Source organism: Rhodococcus jostii RHA1, assembly GCF_000014565.1.
Lineage (GTDB): Bacteria > Actinomycetota > Actinomycetes > Mycobacteriales > Mycobacteriaceae > Rhodococcus_F > Rhodococcus_F jostii_A.
The window spans coordinates 4,806,959-4,822,667 of the sequence record NC_008268.1 but is presented as its reverse complement, the minus strand read 5'-3'; the positions used below and the strand labels follow the sequence as shown (position 1 = coordinate 4,822,667).

Genomic DNA, 15,709 nt, shown 5'->3' with positions numbered 1-15,709 from the left:
GTCAGTCCCTCGACAGGTACGCGTGCAGCTTGGCCACCGCGTGGTCGATGGTGAAACTGGCCGGCTCCTGTCGCGGTGGGAAGTCCTTGAACGTCTCGAGGAATTGGGTGGTGATGAATGTTCCATAGATCGTGATGTAGTCGTGGTCGAGGAACCAGTCCCAGTAGGTGTTCGAAGTGATGTCGGCCCGCTCGAAGGGGTCGGTGCGCAGGTTGAACACCTTGGGTACCCGCAGGGCGGTGAACGGCTCCGCCCACAGCCCGAGGGTGCCCTGCGCCCGCTGCTCCATGAACACGATCTTCCAATTGTCGAACCGGATGCCCAGCACGTCGCAGTCGTCGGAGAAGTAGATCATTCCCCGGCGCGGGGATGTCTCGACCTCACCGGTGAGGTACGGGAGCAGGTTGTAGCCGTCGATGTGCACCGTGAAGGTCTTCTCACCGATCTCGTAGCCGGTCTTCAGCTGCTCGACGACATCCGGTGCACCCGCGGCGGCAAGGAAGGTGGGGAGCCAGTCGTGGTGCTGCACGATCTCGTTGGACACGCTGCCCGCGGGGATCCTGCCCGGCCAGCGGATCACCTCCGGGACGCGGAACGCACCCTCCCAGTTGGTGTCCTTCTCACTGCGGAACGGGGTGGTCGCACCGTCCGGCCAGGTGTTCGCGTGGGGACCGTTGTCGGTGCTGTAGATGACGATGGTGTTCTCGGCGAGGCCGAGTTCGTCGACCGCGTCGAGCAGTTGGCCGACATGCTTGTCGTGATCGATCATCGTGTCGTGGTACGGCGACTGCCAGTGCCCGGCCTGGCCGATGCTTTCCGGCTTCGTGTGGGTCCGCAGGTGCATGTGGGTCGTGTTCATCCACACGAAGAACGGTGTGTCCGCTTCCTTCTGCCGCGTCATGAAGTCGATTGCCGCCGTTACCGTCTCGTCGTCGATGGTCTCCATCCGCTTCTTGTTCAGCGGCCCGGTGTCCTCGATGCGCTGCTTCCCGAGCGGCCCGTACCGCGGATCGACCTCACCGGCGTCCTCCTCGGTTGCCCAGCAATGGAGCACACCGCGCGGCTTGACCAACTCGTGCAGTTTGGGATAGTCCAGGGCGCTCGGGAAGTCCGGCAGTTCGGGTTCTTCCTCGGCATTGAGGTGATAGAGGTTGCCGAAGAACTCGTCGAACCCGTGCACGGTCGGCAGATACTTGTTCAGGTCGCCGAGATGGTTCTTCCCGAACTGTCCGGTGGCGTATCCGAGGGGCTTGAGCAGTTCGGCGATGGTGGGGTCTTCGGGCGACAATCCGATGTCGACGCCCGGAATCCCCACCTTGCTCATGCCGGTGCGGTACACGCTCTGACCGGTGATGAACGACGCGCGACCCGCCGTGCAGCTCTGCTCACCGTAGGAGTCGGTGAACTTCATGCCCTCGTCGGCGAGGCGGTCGATGTTCGGCGTCCGGTACCCCATCAGTCCGTCGCTGTAGCAGCTGAGATTGGTGATACCGATGTCGTCGCCCCAGATGACCAGGATGTTGGGTTTCGCGTCCGTCATCTGTCTCTCCTCGCATCATCGGGGGAATCGCAGTCATGACGTTGCTCGCGGCGCCCTCGCGCCACATCACCCGTACCGGGTGAGAACCTCGTGTCCCGGAACGGCGGTCAGTCCGGGGGGATCGAGGGCGGCCGATCCACGGTGAGGATGTACACGCTGATCACCATCACCCAGGCCGGGAAGACCAACGTCACCCAGAGACTGAAACTCACGACCACCAGCAAGGTGAGGGACAGCGCGTAGGTGGCGACAGCCAGCCACCGCGGCATCAATCCGGTGCGCAGCCAGATTGTTCCCAGCGAAATCATGAACACCCCGGCCATGCGCACCCCGTAGACGTTGTTCACATGCAACATCACCTCGCGCCCGAAGAAGACGAGGTCGTTCTGCGGAACGTTGGTCAGCCGGGAGACGGCGAGGAGCCCGCCTGCGATTGCCGTCGACACGAACGTCATGGCGAGAAACAGCAGCCCACTGCCGAGGAAGACGGTCGAGAAGAATCGGTCTTCGAGGTCCCCGAGCCGGTCGCGGATGACACCGATGAACCACAGGAACGCGATGCCCGCGAACGGTGCGAGTATCAGCGCCGTCGTGATCTGCCGTTGGTGGTGTAACCACGGGGTGGCGGCTTCGCCGGGCAGCCCGGTGCGCAGCAGCACGATGCTGGAGGCGAAAAGGACACCGAAGACGACACCGGCGACGGCCGCGGCCCGTGGAGTCCGTAGCTGGTGGAACTCGGCCTCGCTCTGTGTGCCGGCCATGAGTTCAGTCTTCGCCGAGGCCGAGCTCCAGGGCAACAGGGACGCACAAGCGTGACCGGATCAGCCCGCGTCGTCCGCCCTGCCCGGTCGCACGACGACGGGAACCCCCTCGTACGGGGCCAGGGTGATCGGGAAGCTGTGGAGTTCGTCGACGGTGCCGATCTGTTCGTCGGTGAACAGATTGACCGCAGGCGATCCGGCCGGCAGGGGACTGGGACTGCACGGTCGCGGGCGATCTCCTCGGACGTGAAGTTGAGAACCGTCACTTCGAGACTCGCGTCCGCCAGTTCGTGGACCATGACGAGCAGCCCCTTGTGCGACACCGTGGGCACGTCGAGCTGGACCGCGGTGGCGATGCCGAACCGGTTACGGACGTCGATGATCCGGGCTAGACCGCAAGCGAAGGACGTCGGGTCCTGCAGTTGCACCGGCAGACTCCCGTACAGGCTGGTGCCCCGGGGAATGCCCGACTCCGACCGGGCGGCTTCGGGATTGACCCCCATCAGGTCGTGCGCACCGCGGTTGATCCACCGGGTGTCGCCTTCGGCGAGAAGGTCGGCGACGTCCTCGGACGGCACGGGCAGCAGCCCGCACAGATCCCAGCCCGACAGGGCGAAGACACCGGGCTGGAGTGCGTTGAACATCGCCAGGAGCAGATGCGCCTGCTTGACGGTGTCGATGTCGGCGGCATCCATCCTGTCCAGGTCGCGGATGCCGAGCGCCGCGGTGATGACACTGGCGGTCGTGCAGGCGATCCCGTTGGTCGTGAACGTGCGGTTGTACGGGGCCCACCGTCCGGTGAGCCTCTCGCACAGATCTTTACGGATGCGGTCACCGAGATCCGACCCCTTGATCGACTCGCCGCCATATGCGAACTCGTCGTCCTTGTGCAGCGTCGCGAAGTGGACCAGTTCGAACGTCAGCTCGTCGTGGTTCTGCAGGGCGTGAACGAGCGACGCGGCGTCGACACCGTGATCGCGGGCGAGGTTCATGGTGAGCCGGAGAAATTCGGTGTTCCCCATGACGAGGGCGTGATGGTAGGCGGGACGATTGATGAAGTCGTAGGACAGGTCGGCTCCGGTCGTGCCCATCGCCTTGATGTCGTCGATGGTGAGGTTCAGTTCCTGGAACGTGAATCCCCCCATCTTCCGCACGATGCTGGCGATCAGGTGATTCGCCGCCTCGGACAGTGGATGCCCCTCCGACCACCCGGGCAGTCCTTCGGTTCGGCGTTCGACCCCGAGGAATCCGTTGGCGTCCAGTCGAAGCGCGCCCGCACCGAGGTCCGCGATGGAGTGGCACGCGTCGCCGATCACGAGACGCATGCCCGCAAACGACGGATCCAGCCAGTTGATGGAGGGCTGCCCGGCCTTGAAATAGTGCAGGTACACCCATCTCCGCTCGATGCCGTCCACCCCCTTCACCACGGGGGTGACACTCCAGTTGGTTTCCTTGACACCGAGTTCGTAAAAGATGACGCGCTGGAGTTGGCCGATGATGTACCCGGCCCTGGCGAGTTGCGCCTCCGTGTCGGCGTCGATGTTGACCGAGTCCCGGCCTTCCGGCACACGAGGAAGCAGGTGCCAATCCTGCTGTTCGATCTCCACCATGTGGTAGATGCCGGGGTAGTCGGCGTACGCCATCTCGGCGAGCCGGAAGTCGGCGCCCTTGCCGGTGTGACCGGGGACGATGTCGTCGATGACGATGCCGTCGTACGCGGCGGCGACGACGCAGAGCCTGCGGAACTCCTCCTCGGTCCCGAATGCCGAGTCGATCTGCATGCTGATGCGATCGAAGTGGCCGTCCACCGACGGCGTGGCCCGCCACCCGTTGATCCCGCCCGCCTGCTTCACCGGCCCGGTGTGGACGGCCGTCACCCCGATCTCGGAGAACGCCTGCCACAGGGACTCGTCACCGAGGGAACTCAGGAAACTCGCGCCCGGTGCCGTGATGATCGAAATCGGGTACGCCGTGAACCACACCGATCCGCGTTCCACCGCTGCGCGCGGATTCGGATCGGCATACGGGTTCTGCCACATGCTGCCCTTGCCGGACAACTGCTCCGCGATCAACTTCGCATCGTGCAGGATCGACTGATTGATCAGCCACTCCACATAGTTCGGGTTGTCCGGCACGGGCTCACCCGTCTGCGCATCGACCCTGGTCGCACGGCGGACCGACGGTTTCAACGGCCGAGGGCGCGCCGGGTAGAACTGCTCGTCGTAGCTGATCTCGCTGGGCTCGTGATGGATCTCGGGGTTCATGGTCCTCCGTCGTCATCTCGTCTGCTCGCCGCACGGTCGGCTACCCGTCCACCGTGCCACGGAAACGACCGCCCGGCATGGGGAGTTGGAGGACTGTCAGCGGACCGGGGAACTTTCGGGTGCGACGAACTCGGCGGAGGCCTCGGACCACAGGCTCACCCGCCTGTCCCGGCTCTCGAAGAACTCGATCTCGCGTCTGATGCCGGAACTCTGATCCCATCCGGGGAGGTCGAGGATGATCAGTTCCTCCATCGCGTCCATGAACACCGGTCGACGGGTCCCCACATCCTGACGATCGCCGTGTTGTCCTTTCCGGTGAAGGTCAGGTTGACGGGATGAGACATCGACACCTGCCTCGGCGACGCCATCGACACCTTCGTCGGCTGGGACACGATCGTGCTGCCCGCCTTCTCCGCCGGTGCCGCCGGTTTCCATCTGGGGTGCGCCCAACTTCGCCCCCAAGGAGTGCGTCGCGATCTACGAACTCGCCAAGGCCGGCAAGTACACCGAGGCCCTCGAAATCTTCAAGCGGCTGTGGAACGTCCTCGACTTCCTCGGCAAGGAGGGCTACGCCGTGGCCACCAAGGCGGCCGCTCAGGCCGTCGGCGTGGACCTCGGAGTGCCCCGCGCACCGTACGGTGAGCTGCCCGCGGACAAGAAGGAAGAGCTCACCAAGCTCATCGCCGAGACCGGACTCACCTACGCCCGCTAGTCACCACCAAGAAGACCGCGCGCGTTCATCACGGAGTGACCCTTCCCCGACACGTGCGCAGAGGCCGGCAGCAATCACCCCCGCTGCCGGCCTCGCCTCTCGCCGGCAGGCACAGAGAAGTTCAGTCCTGGCAGGGTGGAACCAGGCCACCGCAACGCAGACGAACACACGGAGGAAGATCGTGCGCTGGAGTCGAGTAGTCAACGTAGTGAAGTGTCACGTCGGGGGCGAGATCAACAACGTCGTCACCGGCGGAATCGGCGACGTCCCCGGCGCCACGGTCTTCGACAAGATGAAGCACTTCCGCGAGCATCGCGACGACCTCCGTCAGCTTCTGCTCCACGAGCCGCGGGGCTCGGTGACCCAGTGCGTCAACTTCGTCGTCCCGGCGACGGACCCCGAAGCCCAGATGGGTTACGTCATCGCCGAGTCCACGGAGTACCCGGCCATGTCGGGCAGCAACACCATGTGCGTCGCCACCGCGCTGCTCGAGACCGGCATGATTCCCATGGTCGAACCGGTCACCGACATCGTGCTGGAAGCACCCGCCGGGCTCATCCGCATTCGCTGCACCTGCGAGAACGGCAAGGTGACGAGCGTCGAATTCGAGAACCAGCCCGCGTTCGCCTACGAGATCGGGGTGCCGCTCGAACTCGACGGCTACGGCACCCTGACCGTCGAGGTGGCGGGGGGTGGCATGGCCTACGTGCTCGCCGACGCCGACCAACTCGGATTGAAGTTGCAACCCGACGAGGCGCGCGAGATCTGCGACCTCGGACAGAAGCTCAAGACCGCCGCCGCCGAGCAGATCCCCGCGGTGCACCCGACCAATCCCGAGTTCGCCGGAATCACCCAGACCGAGTTCGTCGGCCCGCTCTCACGCACCGACGGGGTGCTGACCGCCCGGAATGCCGTGGTGGTCTCCCCCGGCCGACTCGACCGCTCGCCCTGCGGCACCGGCACGTCCGCCCGACTGGCGGTGCTGAAGGCGAAGGGCCTCATCGAGGTCGGGGAGAAGTTCGTGCACGAATCGGTGATCGGCAGTCGCTTCGAGAGCCGGATCGACAGACTGACGAAGGTCGGAACGTACGACGCCGTGGTCCCCCGCGTCAGCGGCCAGGCGTACATCACCGAGCTCAGCCAGGTCGGGCTCGACCCCGCCGACCCGTTCCCTACCGGCTACACCCTGTCCGACACCTGGCCGACCGGCAACTGACCCGCACGTGAGTGGGAAAGTGTGCTCGGGCACTCTTTCCCACTCACGTCGGGATAAGAGGTTTGACGGCGCGGCCGAGGAACTCGACGAAGCCCAGCAGGTCCGGTTCATCCTCGGTCGGCGCGAAAGCTACCGACGTCGCGCCCAGGCGGGCAAGCCTTCGCACCTCCTCGGCGACGGTGTTCGCGTCACCCGCGACCCCGATTCCGGTGTCGGCCGGCTTCTCCCACCGCGCCAGTTCCTCGTCCACCCGTTGCCGCGCACCCTCCCCGGTAGCGGCGATCTTCGGGACGACCAGGTGATGCGATGACACCCCGTCGGCTCCGATTTCGTCGAGGATCAGGTCGCGGGTTCTGCGGATGTCGCCGTCGCCGACCGCGGACGCGAGGAGGTTGCCGTCACCCAGACGTGCCGCCAGGCGGACCGATTTGGAACCTTCGCCGCCGAGCATCAGCGGAACCCGTTCAGCGGGAGGCCAGTCGAGTCTCACCCCGTCGAGCCGAACGTACCGCCCCTGCGTGCTCACCGACTCGCCGTCCAGCAGTGCCCGGAGCGCCACCGTGTATTCCTCGAGGAGGGTCATCGGCGACGCCGCCCGCGCACCCACCTGCTCCATCCAGCCCTGCACACCGTGTCCGATACCCGCGATCACTCGACCCGGAAACAACCGAGCGAGCGTGGCGATCTCCATCGTGGTGAGCGCGACATTGCGCAGCGGGACGGGCATCAACCCGACGCCGACGTGGATGCGCTCCGTCCACGCGAGTGCCGCGGCCGCCGTAGCAACGCCGCTCTCCTTGAAACAGTCTTCCCACAACCAGATCTCGTCGAGACCACTGTCCTCGGCCACCCGCGCGAAGTCCTTCAACCTCTCGGGTTCGATCGTCGGGATGAACGTCACGCCCAGTCGCGGCACCGCAGTCGTCATCGATCCATCATGGAGGATGACGCCCGGCCGTCGCGGGGCATCGCCATCATTCGCGCGGCGGCGCGGTGCTGGATTCGCGCGGCGGCGCGGTGCTGGCGCGGACGACCAGCGACGTCTTCATCAACGATCGTGTGCGGGTGCCGCCGCCCAGCCGATCGAGCAGGATCGTCGCGGCCGCGCGGCCCTTCTCGACGATCGGCTGATGAATTGTGCTGAGACCGAGAAGCTCTGCAACGGGTGCGTCGTCGAATCCGATGACGGACATGTCGTCGGGCACCGTCAGGCCGCGCTCGCGTAACACCTGCCACGCCGCCACCGCGTGCACATCGGAGGTCGCCACGAGAGCGGTCGGCCGAGCGGCGTCGAGCAGGATCCGGGTGGCCTCGGCACCGGCGGCGCGATCGATGTTGCCCGCCACGACGATCGACAGTTCCTCCACCGGGAGGTGGTGGTCACGGGCCGCGGCGTAGTAACCGGCAAGCCGCTCCCGCGCGTTGCGTTCGGTCGCTGCGCCGACGTCGTCCGCCGTGACCATCCGGCAGTCGGAGTCCTGGCCGAGTTTGTCGACGATGATCCCGATGCGTCGATGGCCCAGGCTCAGGATGTGGTCCATCTGCAGATAGGCGCCGTGCCGGTCGTCGATGGCCACGAACGGCAGTCCCGCACTTCTGGGCGAATCGACGACGACGGCCGGGATACCGCGCGCGATGATCGCCTCGACCAGAGGATGACCGTCGGGGACGTTGTGGATGACCACACCGTCCACGAGTCCACGGAGAACCAGCGAGTTCGGTGGTGAATCCGGGGAGCCACCACGTGAGGCCGGAAACAGGGTGAGGGCGATGTCGGCCGAGTTCCCGATCTCCGCGATGCCCTTCATCAGCAGGGTCACGGACGGATCCTCGAGCGCTTGCACCGGGGAGTCGGGCACGATCACCCCGACCGCGCCGATTCGCCCCGACCGCAGACTGCTCCCGGCGATGTTCGGCCCGGCGTAACCGAGTTCCGCGGCGACGGAATAGATGCGTTCCCGTTGTGTCGCAGAGACCTTCGACGATTTGCTGAAAGCGTAGGAGACGGTGGCGACCGATACTCCGGCCGCTCGGGCGACGTCCTTCATCGTGACCAAGTGGTGCTCCCTCGTCGGCGATCATCGGCCGCAACCGGCCGTTGCGCACCGGAGCGCACAATTGGCAAAGCCCGATCCTAGTCCGCGTCCGGACGCTCCCCACGTCCCCCTCGGCATCAGCCATTGACAGCTCCCCAGCCGGTGATACGATTCACCACCATAAGTTAATCGTTTCACCATTTGCGGTTTCATCATCCACGGGAGCACTCATGACCAAGGTCCTCTACCTCTACGGCGGCTGGCCCGGCCACCATCCGTACGACATCGCCGCATGGGCACGCGAACTGTTTTCCGAGCTGAACTACCAGGTCGAGGAGTCACAGGACATCTTCACCCTCGACCGTGACCTGACCGGATACGACCTGATCGTGCTCGGCTGGAACAACGCGCTCACCACCGAAGACCTGAGCGATTCGCAGGAGAAGAACCTGCTCGACGCCGTCGTGGCCGGAACCGGGGTCGCAGCGTGGCACGGCGCCGCCGCCGCGTTCCGGGCGAGCCTGAAGTACCACTTCCTCCTCGGCGGCGACTTCGTCGAACATCCTGCGGGAGAGGCTTTCCCGCAGCCGTACAAGGTGACCATCACCGACCGCGAGCACGAGGTGACCGCTGGTGTCGAGGACTTCGCGGTGGCGTCCGAGCAGTACTACATGCACGTCGACCCGAACAACCGGGTGCTCGCGGAGACCGAGTTCAGCGGCGAGCACCTGCCCTGGCTGGAGGGACTGCGCAGCCCGGTGGCGTGGGTGCGCCAGTGGGGCGCCGGCCGGGTCTTCTACCACTCGATCGGCCACACGCCGGCAGACCTGTCGGAGCCGAACGTGCGCCGACTGACCAAGCAGGGACTGCGCTACGCCGCCCGCGTAGCGAACTGACACAGCAAGGAGACACGATCATGGCGAAATTGACCGGCGGGCAGGTGGTCGCCCAGGTCCTGAAGCAGTACGGCGTCGAGTACGTCACCGGAATTCCCGGCCACGGGATCTGGTCGCTCACCGATGCGTTCCTGGAGAAGGGGTCCGAGATCCCGTTCATCCAGGTCTACCACGAGCAGAGCGCCACGCACCTCGCGGACGGGTACTACCGGGTGTCCGGGAAGCCGATGGCCGCGGTGGCGTCGATCGGGGCGGGTGCGGCGAACACCGTGCTCGGTCTCGCGACCGCGTACAGCGATTCGACGAGTCTGCTGTGCATCACTGGCGGGCCGCCCACCCACATGCGCGGGCGTGGTCTGCTCCAGGAACTGGAGCGGCACACCGACAACGGCTTTCCGCAGGTCACCGACGCAGTGTCGAAGCGCAGCTGGGTCGCCACCCGCGTGGAGGAATTGCCGTTCATCATGCACCGTGCGTTCAGCACGATGCTGACCGGTCGCCCGGGGCCTGCGCACATCGAGGTGCCGATGGACGTGCAGGCCGAGGCCGCCGACGTCTCGCTCCACGACCTCGCACGGCGGCTGCCGGTCGGGCTCCAGCAGCCCGACCCGTTGGCGATCGACAAGGCCGTCGACGTGCTCCGTGACTCTCGACGGCCGGTGATCGTCGTCGGCGGCGGCGCCATCACGTCCGACTCGGCAGACGAGGTGCTCGCCCTCGCCGAGACGTGGCAGATCCCCGTCGTCACCACGTGGAACGGCAAGGGCGCGTTCCCCGAGGACCACGCACTGTTCGCGGGCAGCGTCGGCCAGACCGGAACGATCGTGGGCAACGCCGTCGCCTCCCGCGCCGACGTGGTGATCTCCATCGGTTGCCGGTTCACCGACTGGTCCTCCTCCAGCTACGCGCAGGGAGTCACGTTCTCGATTCCGCCCGCCAAGCTCATTCACATCGACATCGATCCGCACGAGATCGGCAAGAACTACCCGGCCGAGGTCGGCATCGTCGCCGACGCCAAGCCGACCGTCGCCGCGATCGTCGCCTCCCTCCCCCGCAGTAGCGCCGACCGGTCCGTATACCTCGCCGAACTCGAGCAACTGAAGACGGAGTGGGAGACCAAACTCGCAGGCCGTCGCGATTCCGACCGGTTCCCGTTCACCTCCCAGCGCCCCCTCGGCGGTCTGCGATCGGTGATGGAACGGGACGGCATCATCGTCGCCGGCTCCGGCAACACCCAGGGCGCCGTGAAGCAGACGTTCCCGGTGTATCACCCGCGCACCCACCTGACGTCGGGTGGATTCTCGTCCATGGGCTGGGCCGTGCCCGCCGCGATCGGCGCCAAGCTCGCCGCCCCCGACCGGCAGGTGGCGTGCGTGCTCGGTGACGGCGACTTCCTCATGACGTCGCAGGAGATCGGTGTCTGCGTGCAGCACGACATTCCGGTGGTCTTCGTGGTCCAGGACAACGCGGGCTTCATGTCGATCCGCGGTGGCCAGCGCAAGCAGACCAGCCGGCACATCGGCACCGAGTTCAACCGCCCGGACGGCACCCCGTACAGCCCCGACTTCAAGGCACTCGGCCAGTCGTTCGGACTCGAATCGTTCCGGGTGGACGACCCGGCCGACCTCGAGAGCACGTACCGGAAGGCCTTCGACTCGAAAGCGCCTGCGCTGATCGAAATCCCGACCGATCGTGATGCGGCGGGACCCTGGGTTCCCGGCTGGTGGGACTTCCCCGTTCCCGCGTACATCGAGGACGAGCGTCAGGACGAGTACTGGGCGACCCGAGCCAAGGAACAGCACCTGTGAGAACGTCCGGACACGATCAGATCGACGCGTATTCACCGCTGCGCGAGGGCGCGGTGGTCGATGTGGGCGACTCCGACACGGTCACGGCCGATGTCGTGGTCGTCGGATCCGGGATGGGTGGTTCGACGCTGGCGTGGGCGCTCCGCGATCGGGACGTCGATGTCCTGGTCGTCGAGCGCGGACGATTCCTCCCCCGCGAGGTGGAGAACTCACAGGCCGCGGAAATGTTCCTCGAGGGCCGGTACAAGACCGCGGAACCGTGGTTCGACGGCAGAAACGGTGAACCGTTCCAGCCGGGCGTGTACTACTGGGTGGGAGGCAACACCAAGTTCTACGGCGGCAGCCTCCCCCGCTTCCGCGTCACGGATTTCGAGGAGACACAGCACTACGACGGCATCTCACCGAGGTGGCCGTTCAGCTACGCCGATCTCGAACCGTTCTACGCCGAGGCGGAGCGTCTCTATCAGGTGCACGGCATCGACGGCGAGGATCCGACGGAACCGCCGCGGTCGTCTCCGTACCCGTTGCCACCGCTGCCGCACGAGCAGACGATCGAGCGTTTCGCGTCCTCGCTTCGCCAGCAGGGCCTGCACCCGTTCCACACGCCGAACGGCATGAACCTGACCACACAGGAGCATCGCCGGCAGTCGACGGCGTCGGACGGCACCCCGTCGCAGACCGATCACAAGAGTGAGGCGGAGAACCGGGCGTTGCGGCCCGCTCTCCAGTCGGAGCGGGTGCGTCTGCTCACCGAAGCGAAGGTGACGCGTCTGCTCACGGACGCGAAGGGCACGCGAATCATCGCCGCGGAGGCCGAGTTCCGTGGTCGCACGATCCGGATCACGGCCAACCAGTTCGTGGTCTCGGCAGGGGCGGTCAACACCGCGGCGCTGTTGCTCCGCTCGGCCGACGAACGGAATCCGGACGGACTCGGCAACTCGTCGGGGCTGCTGGGCCGGAACTACATGGTGCACAACAGCACGTTCTTCATGGGCGTCAACCCCTTCCGGACGAATACGACTGCGTGGCAGAAGACGCTGGGAATCAACGACTGGTACGTCGCGGGCCCGAACAACGAGTACCCGCTCGGCAATCTGCAGATGCTCGGCAAACTGCAGGCCGCGCACGTGAAGGGGGCGCGGCCCTGGGCTCCGATGTGGGCGCTGAAGGCGGTGGTGGATCGCAGCCTCGACATCTACCTCACCACCGAGGATCTGCCGACGCGAAACAACCGGGTCCGGATCGACGGCGACCGGATCATCGTCGACTGGACTCCCAACAACACTGCACCGCACAGTGAACTGGTTCGCCGCGTCTCCGCGGCGGTCCGCAAGGCGGGGTATCCGATCATCCTCACCGAGCGGATGGGCATCGCGACGAATTCGCACATGTGCGGAACCGCGGTCGCGGGTACCGATCCGGCGGCGAGTGTCCTCGACCCGAACTGTCGCAGTCACGACGTCGACAATCTGTGGGTCGTGGACGGGTCGTTCTTCCCGTCGTCGGCGGCGCTCAATCCCGCGCTGACCATCGCGGCCAACGCGCTGCGCGTGGCGCCGGAGATCGCTTCTGCCGCAGTGTGATGTGATCCGATCACGGTTCGCCCGGCCTCGTTCTCAGAGGCCGGGCGATCGCGTGATCACCTCGAGCCACTCTCACCTCACGCGGGCGAGCGGAGACTCCTCGGTCGCACGGGTTTCCCCGGTCGCACTCGCGACCAGCCCGGCGAGGACGGCGCCGGCGAGGACGACGTAGAAGGCCTGCAGGAGTCCGAACTGCTCCCCGAGCAGCCCGAGGAGCGGCGGCCCGACCAGAAATGCCATGTAGCCGAGCGTCGACACCGCGCTGACGCGTCGCGCGGCGTCGGCACCCGAGTCGGCCGCCGCGGACAGCGCGAGCGGAAATCCGAGAGCGACACCGGCACCCCACAACACGCAGCCGAGCGCGGCGAGAACCAGGTTCCCGGCCAGGATCACGATCAGGACCCCCGCCACCGCGAGCGCCGCGGACCAGCGGACGGTCGCAGAGCGGCCGTACCGGTCGACGACGCGCCCGCCGAGCAGGCGGCCCGACGTCATCGCGGCCACGAACACGACGTAGAACGCGGCGCCGGTGGCCGATCCGACGCCGTACCCGTCGACGATTCCCAGTGGCAGCCAATCGTTGGCGCTGCCTTCCGCGAACGCCATGCCGAGCGCGATCAGGCCGAGGAGAACGATCCGGGTGTCCCGCCAGATGGTCAGGCCGGACGTGCCGGATCGTCGACGCGTGCGCCCGACCTCTCGTCCGGTAGCCGGAGGGAGTAGTGCCACGACGCTCACGCTCGACACGATGACCACGACGGCCAGCACCCCGAGATGTACCGGCACCGGAACGTCGAGCAGTTCGGCGATCGCCCCGAGGCCGGCGCCGGCGAGCGTTCCGAGACTGAACGCACCGTGCAGCGACGGCAGAAAGCTGCGTCCCATACGCTTCTCGATCGCTGCGCCCTCGACGTTGAGCGCCACCTCGCACATGCCGAATCCCGCACCGGTGAACGCGAGTCCCAGACCGACCAGGGCCGCGATCGCGACACCCGAACCGAGTCCCACCGTGAACAGGCCGAGGCTCGCGACGGTGGCCGCGGCCGTAATGACGTGACGGGCGCCGACTCGGGCGACGACGGGACCGGCGAGCAGCAGTCCCGCCATCGATCCGATCGACAGTCCGAGGATGATCAGCCCCATGTCGCCCGTGCCGACTCCGAGGGAGGAGCGAATGGCCGGAGTGCGGGTCACCCAGGACGCATAGGTGATCCCCGTCCCGACGAAGATGACGAAAGTTGCTGTTTTCCAGCCACGCTCGCCCCGCTTCAACGGCGGACTCTCGGTAGGCACAGCTGTCTCCTGTTCGTGTCGGGGGATGGTTAATCGTATCACCCGCTCATGACACGAAAGGCGGTCCGGCACCTCGGGAGAGGTACCGGACCGCAGAACCGGAAGAGCAAGACCTACCCGGTCGCGACCTCGTGCCTGGTCGTCTCCGACGACGGCTTGTGGTAGCGCGGCACCAGGCGCATCAGCGCGGGGCCGCCGATCGCGATCAGCGCGAGGAGGATGGCCGGCAGCAGCGGCATCCATTCGATACCGAGGTTGTCGACGACGACGGTGATCGCGGCAGGCCCCACGAGCATGCCCACGTAGCCGATTGCGTTGACCAGTCCGATGTTCCGTCCGGCGTTCTCGGGATCGCGTCGCCCGGCCGCCGACAGCATGAGCGGCGCCATGCACGCCAGGCCGAGTCCCAGCAGCACGAAGCCGGTGAGGGCGAGCGGAGCCGAGCCGCCCAGCATCGTGAGAAGCGCACCGGCGGCGCCGATGACACCGCTCGCACCGACGATGAGTCGCGCACCGAAGTACTCGGCCAGCTTGTCGCCGAACAACCGGCCGACGAACTGAGCTCCCGAGTAGAGCGTGACAGCCGTCGCTGCCAGGCCTGCCGTGGTGCCGACCGCGCGGCGAACGAATTCCTGACCCCAGTCCAGGACCGCGCCCTCGCTCAACATCGATCCGAGCAGAAGCACACCGAATCCGATCATCACGAGGAGCGTCGCGGTGGTGGCCGAACGCTTTCCCGGGTGCGCGGGGTCGGCGGCGCCCGGAATCTCGTCCTGTTCCGGAGGCAGCAACTCGTCGAGAGACAGAAGCCATTTGCCGAAGACGACACCGAGTACCGACAGGACCACGCCGATCGAGATGTAGGCGACGGCCGGGCTGTCGGTGAAGTGCCGGGCCAAAGCGCTGCCGACGAGGCCGAGCACGAAGCCACCTGCCGGGTAGGCGGCGTGGAACGCAGACATGATGGGTCGCCCGTAGTACCGCTCGACCTGCACACCGTGGGTGTTGAACGCCGTGTCGAAGGCACCGCGGAGCAGTCCGATGAGCACGCCGATCACCATCGCTCCGACCAGTCCGTCGAGGAACGCGAGTGGGATGTAACAGAGGGGGTAGACGACCATCGTGGGCATGGCCGTGTTTCTCGGACCGTACCGATCGATGAAGGGGCCGATGGCGAAGCAGCCGACGGCGGCGCCGATGCCGATCGACAGCGCGAGGAGGCCGAACTGGGAGTCGCCGCCGTCGCCTTCCCATCCGAGGTGACTACGCAACGAGGTGGTGCTCGTCGACCACATCAACATCACGGCGCCCAGCTGGAAGAAGCCGAAGAATGTCGCGATTCGCGCCTTACGCACGCGTGTATGGTCGAGCACGGGAGCGGTGCCTGCTCCATGTGTTGCCATGATTTCGTCCTTGCGGTAGGTCTCGGACCGCCGCGGACGCCTACGGGGGTAGGCGTCCGTTCAGCGAGTAGCGAGTGCGTGAACTTTCGATCAACGCCGACTGGATGGCCGGAATCTTGGTGAAAACACTACGAAGGTGACGCGCCGCACAACAGGTACAGACCGTGTACCTCCTGCGCGCAGACTGCACAGAATGA

The 15,709-nt window shown here is 66.3% G+C and carries 11 protein-coding genes and 2 pseudogenes; 5 read left to right on the top strand and 8 right to left on the bottom strand.

Annotation, left to right across the window (positions count from 1 at the left end; genetic code table 11):
- Position 1: 1 nt before the first annotated feature.
- The 4 genes and pseudogenes from RHA1_RS22285 to RHA1_RS51970 form a co-directional block, all read right to left on the bottom strand.
- Entirely contained in the window at positions 2-1,540 is a 1,539-nt protein-coding gene (locus RHA1_RS22285) for an arylsulfatase (protein ID WP_011596943.1), read from the bottom strand.
- A 107-nt stretch (positions 1,541-1,647) separates the two neighbouring features.
- Entirely contained in the window at positions 1,648-2,301 is a 654-nt protein-coding gene (locus RHA1_RS22280) for a hypothetical protein (RefSeq protein ID WP_009477646.1), read from the bottom strand.
- A gap of 60 nt (positions 2,302-2,361) precedes the next feature.
- Positions 2,362-4,565 (bottom strand): annotated as a pseudogene (gene treS, locus RHA1_RS22275) (maltose alpha-D-glucosyltransferase).
- Between the two features lie 96 nt (positions 4,566-4,661).
- Complete coding sequence (locus RHA1_RS51970; protein ID WP_237726938.1) at positions 4,662-4,850, bottom strand: DUF1937 family protein; 189 nt, start codon at positions 4,848-4,850, stop codon at positions 4,662-4,664.
- Positions 4,851-4,983: 133 nt separating this feature from the next.
- Here RHA1_RS51970 and RHA1_RS22265 point away from each other — a divergent pair, with 133 nt between their 5' ends.
- Together RHA1_RS22265 and RHA1_RS22260 are read left to right on the top strand one after the other, a co-directional pair.
- Positions 4,984-5,277, top strand: coding sequence for a dihydrodipicolinate synthase family protein (locus tag RHA1_RS22265; RefSeq protein WP_063721801.1), 294 nt, complete (start codon positions 4,984-4,986; stop codon positions 5,275-5,277).
- A 181-nt stretch (positions 5,278-5,458) separates the two neighbouring features.
- The gene (locus RHA1_RS22260) at positions 5,459-6,493 is read left to right on the top strand and encodes a proline racemase family protein (protein WP_011596939.1); all 1,035 of its coding nucleotides are present in this window, start codon (positions 5,459-5,461) and stop codon (positions 6,491-6,493) included.
- A gap of 43 nt (positions 6,494-6,536) precedes the next feature.
- On the opposite strand, the gene RHA1_RS22255 is transcribed toward RHA1_RS22260, so the two are convergent.
- Complete coding sequence (locus RHA1_RS22255) at positions 6,537-7,421, bottom strand: LLM class flavin-dependent oxidoreductase (RefSeq protein ID WP_011596938.1); 885 nt, start codon at positions 7,419-7,421, stop codon at positions 6,537-6,539.
- A 46-nt stretch (positions 7,422-7,467) separates the two neighbouring features.
- Positions 7,468-8,550, bottom strand: coding sequence for a LacI family DNA-binding transcriptional regulator (locus RHA1_RS22250; protein ID WP_011596937.1), 1,083 nt, complete (start codon positions 8,548-8,550; stop codon positions 7,468-7,470).
- Positions 8,551-8,759: 209 nt separating this feature from the next.
- Between RHA1_RS22250 and RHA1_RS22245 the strand changes: the two genes are divergently transcribed.
- From RHA1_RS22245 to RHA1_RS22235, 3 genes are read left to right on the top strand one after another with little or no spacing between them, the layout of a single operon-like run.
- Entirely contained in the window at positions 8,760-9,425 is a 666-nt protein-coding gene (locus RHA1_RS22245; protein ID WP_009477624.1) for a ThuA domain-containing protein, read from the top strand.
- A gap of 20 nt (positions 9,426-9,445) precedes the next feature.
- Positions 9,446-11,233, top strand: a complete 1,788-nt coding sequence (locus RHA1_RS22240) for a thiamine pyrophosphate-binding protein (RefSeq protein ID WP_011596936.1) — start codon at positions 9,446-9,448, stop codon at positions 11,231-11,233.
- A complete protein-coding gene (locus tag RHA1_RS22235; protein ID WP_011596935.1) occupies positions 11,230-12,816 on the top strand; it encodes a GMC oxidoreductase in 1,587 nt (528 codons plus the stop codon). The genes RHA1_RS22240 and RHA1_RS22235 overlap by 4 nt, the downstream gene beginning before the upstream one ends.
- 72 nt (positions 12,817-12,888) lie before the next feature.
- Here the strand turns inward: RHA1_RS22235 and RHA1_RS22230 are convergent, their stop codons facing one another.
- Together RHA1_RS22230 and RHA1_RS22225 are read right to left on the bottom strand one after the other, a co-directional pair.
- The gene (locus RHA1_RS22230) at positions 12,889-14,109 is read right to left on the bottom strand and encodes an MFS transporter (RefSeq protein WP_050787357.1); all 1,221 of its coding nucleotides are present in this window, start codon (positions 14,107-14,109) and stop codon (positions 12,889-12,891) included.
- Positions 14,110-14,222: 113 nt separating this feature from the next.
- Positions 14,223-15,539 (bottom strand): annotated as a pseudogene (locus RHA1_RS22225) (MFS transporter); the annotation flags it as partial.
- Positions 15,540-15,709 lie beyond the last annotated feature (170 nt).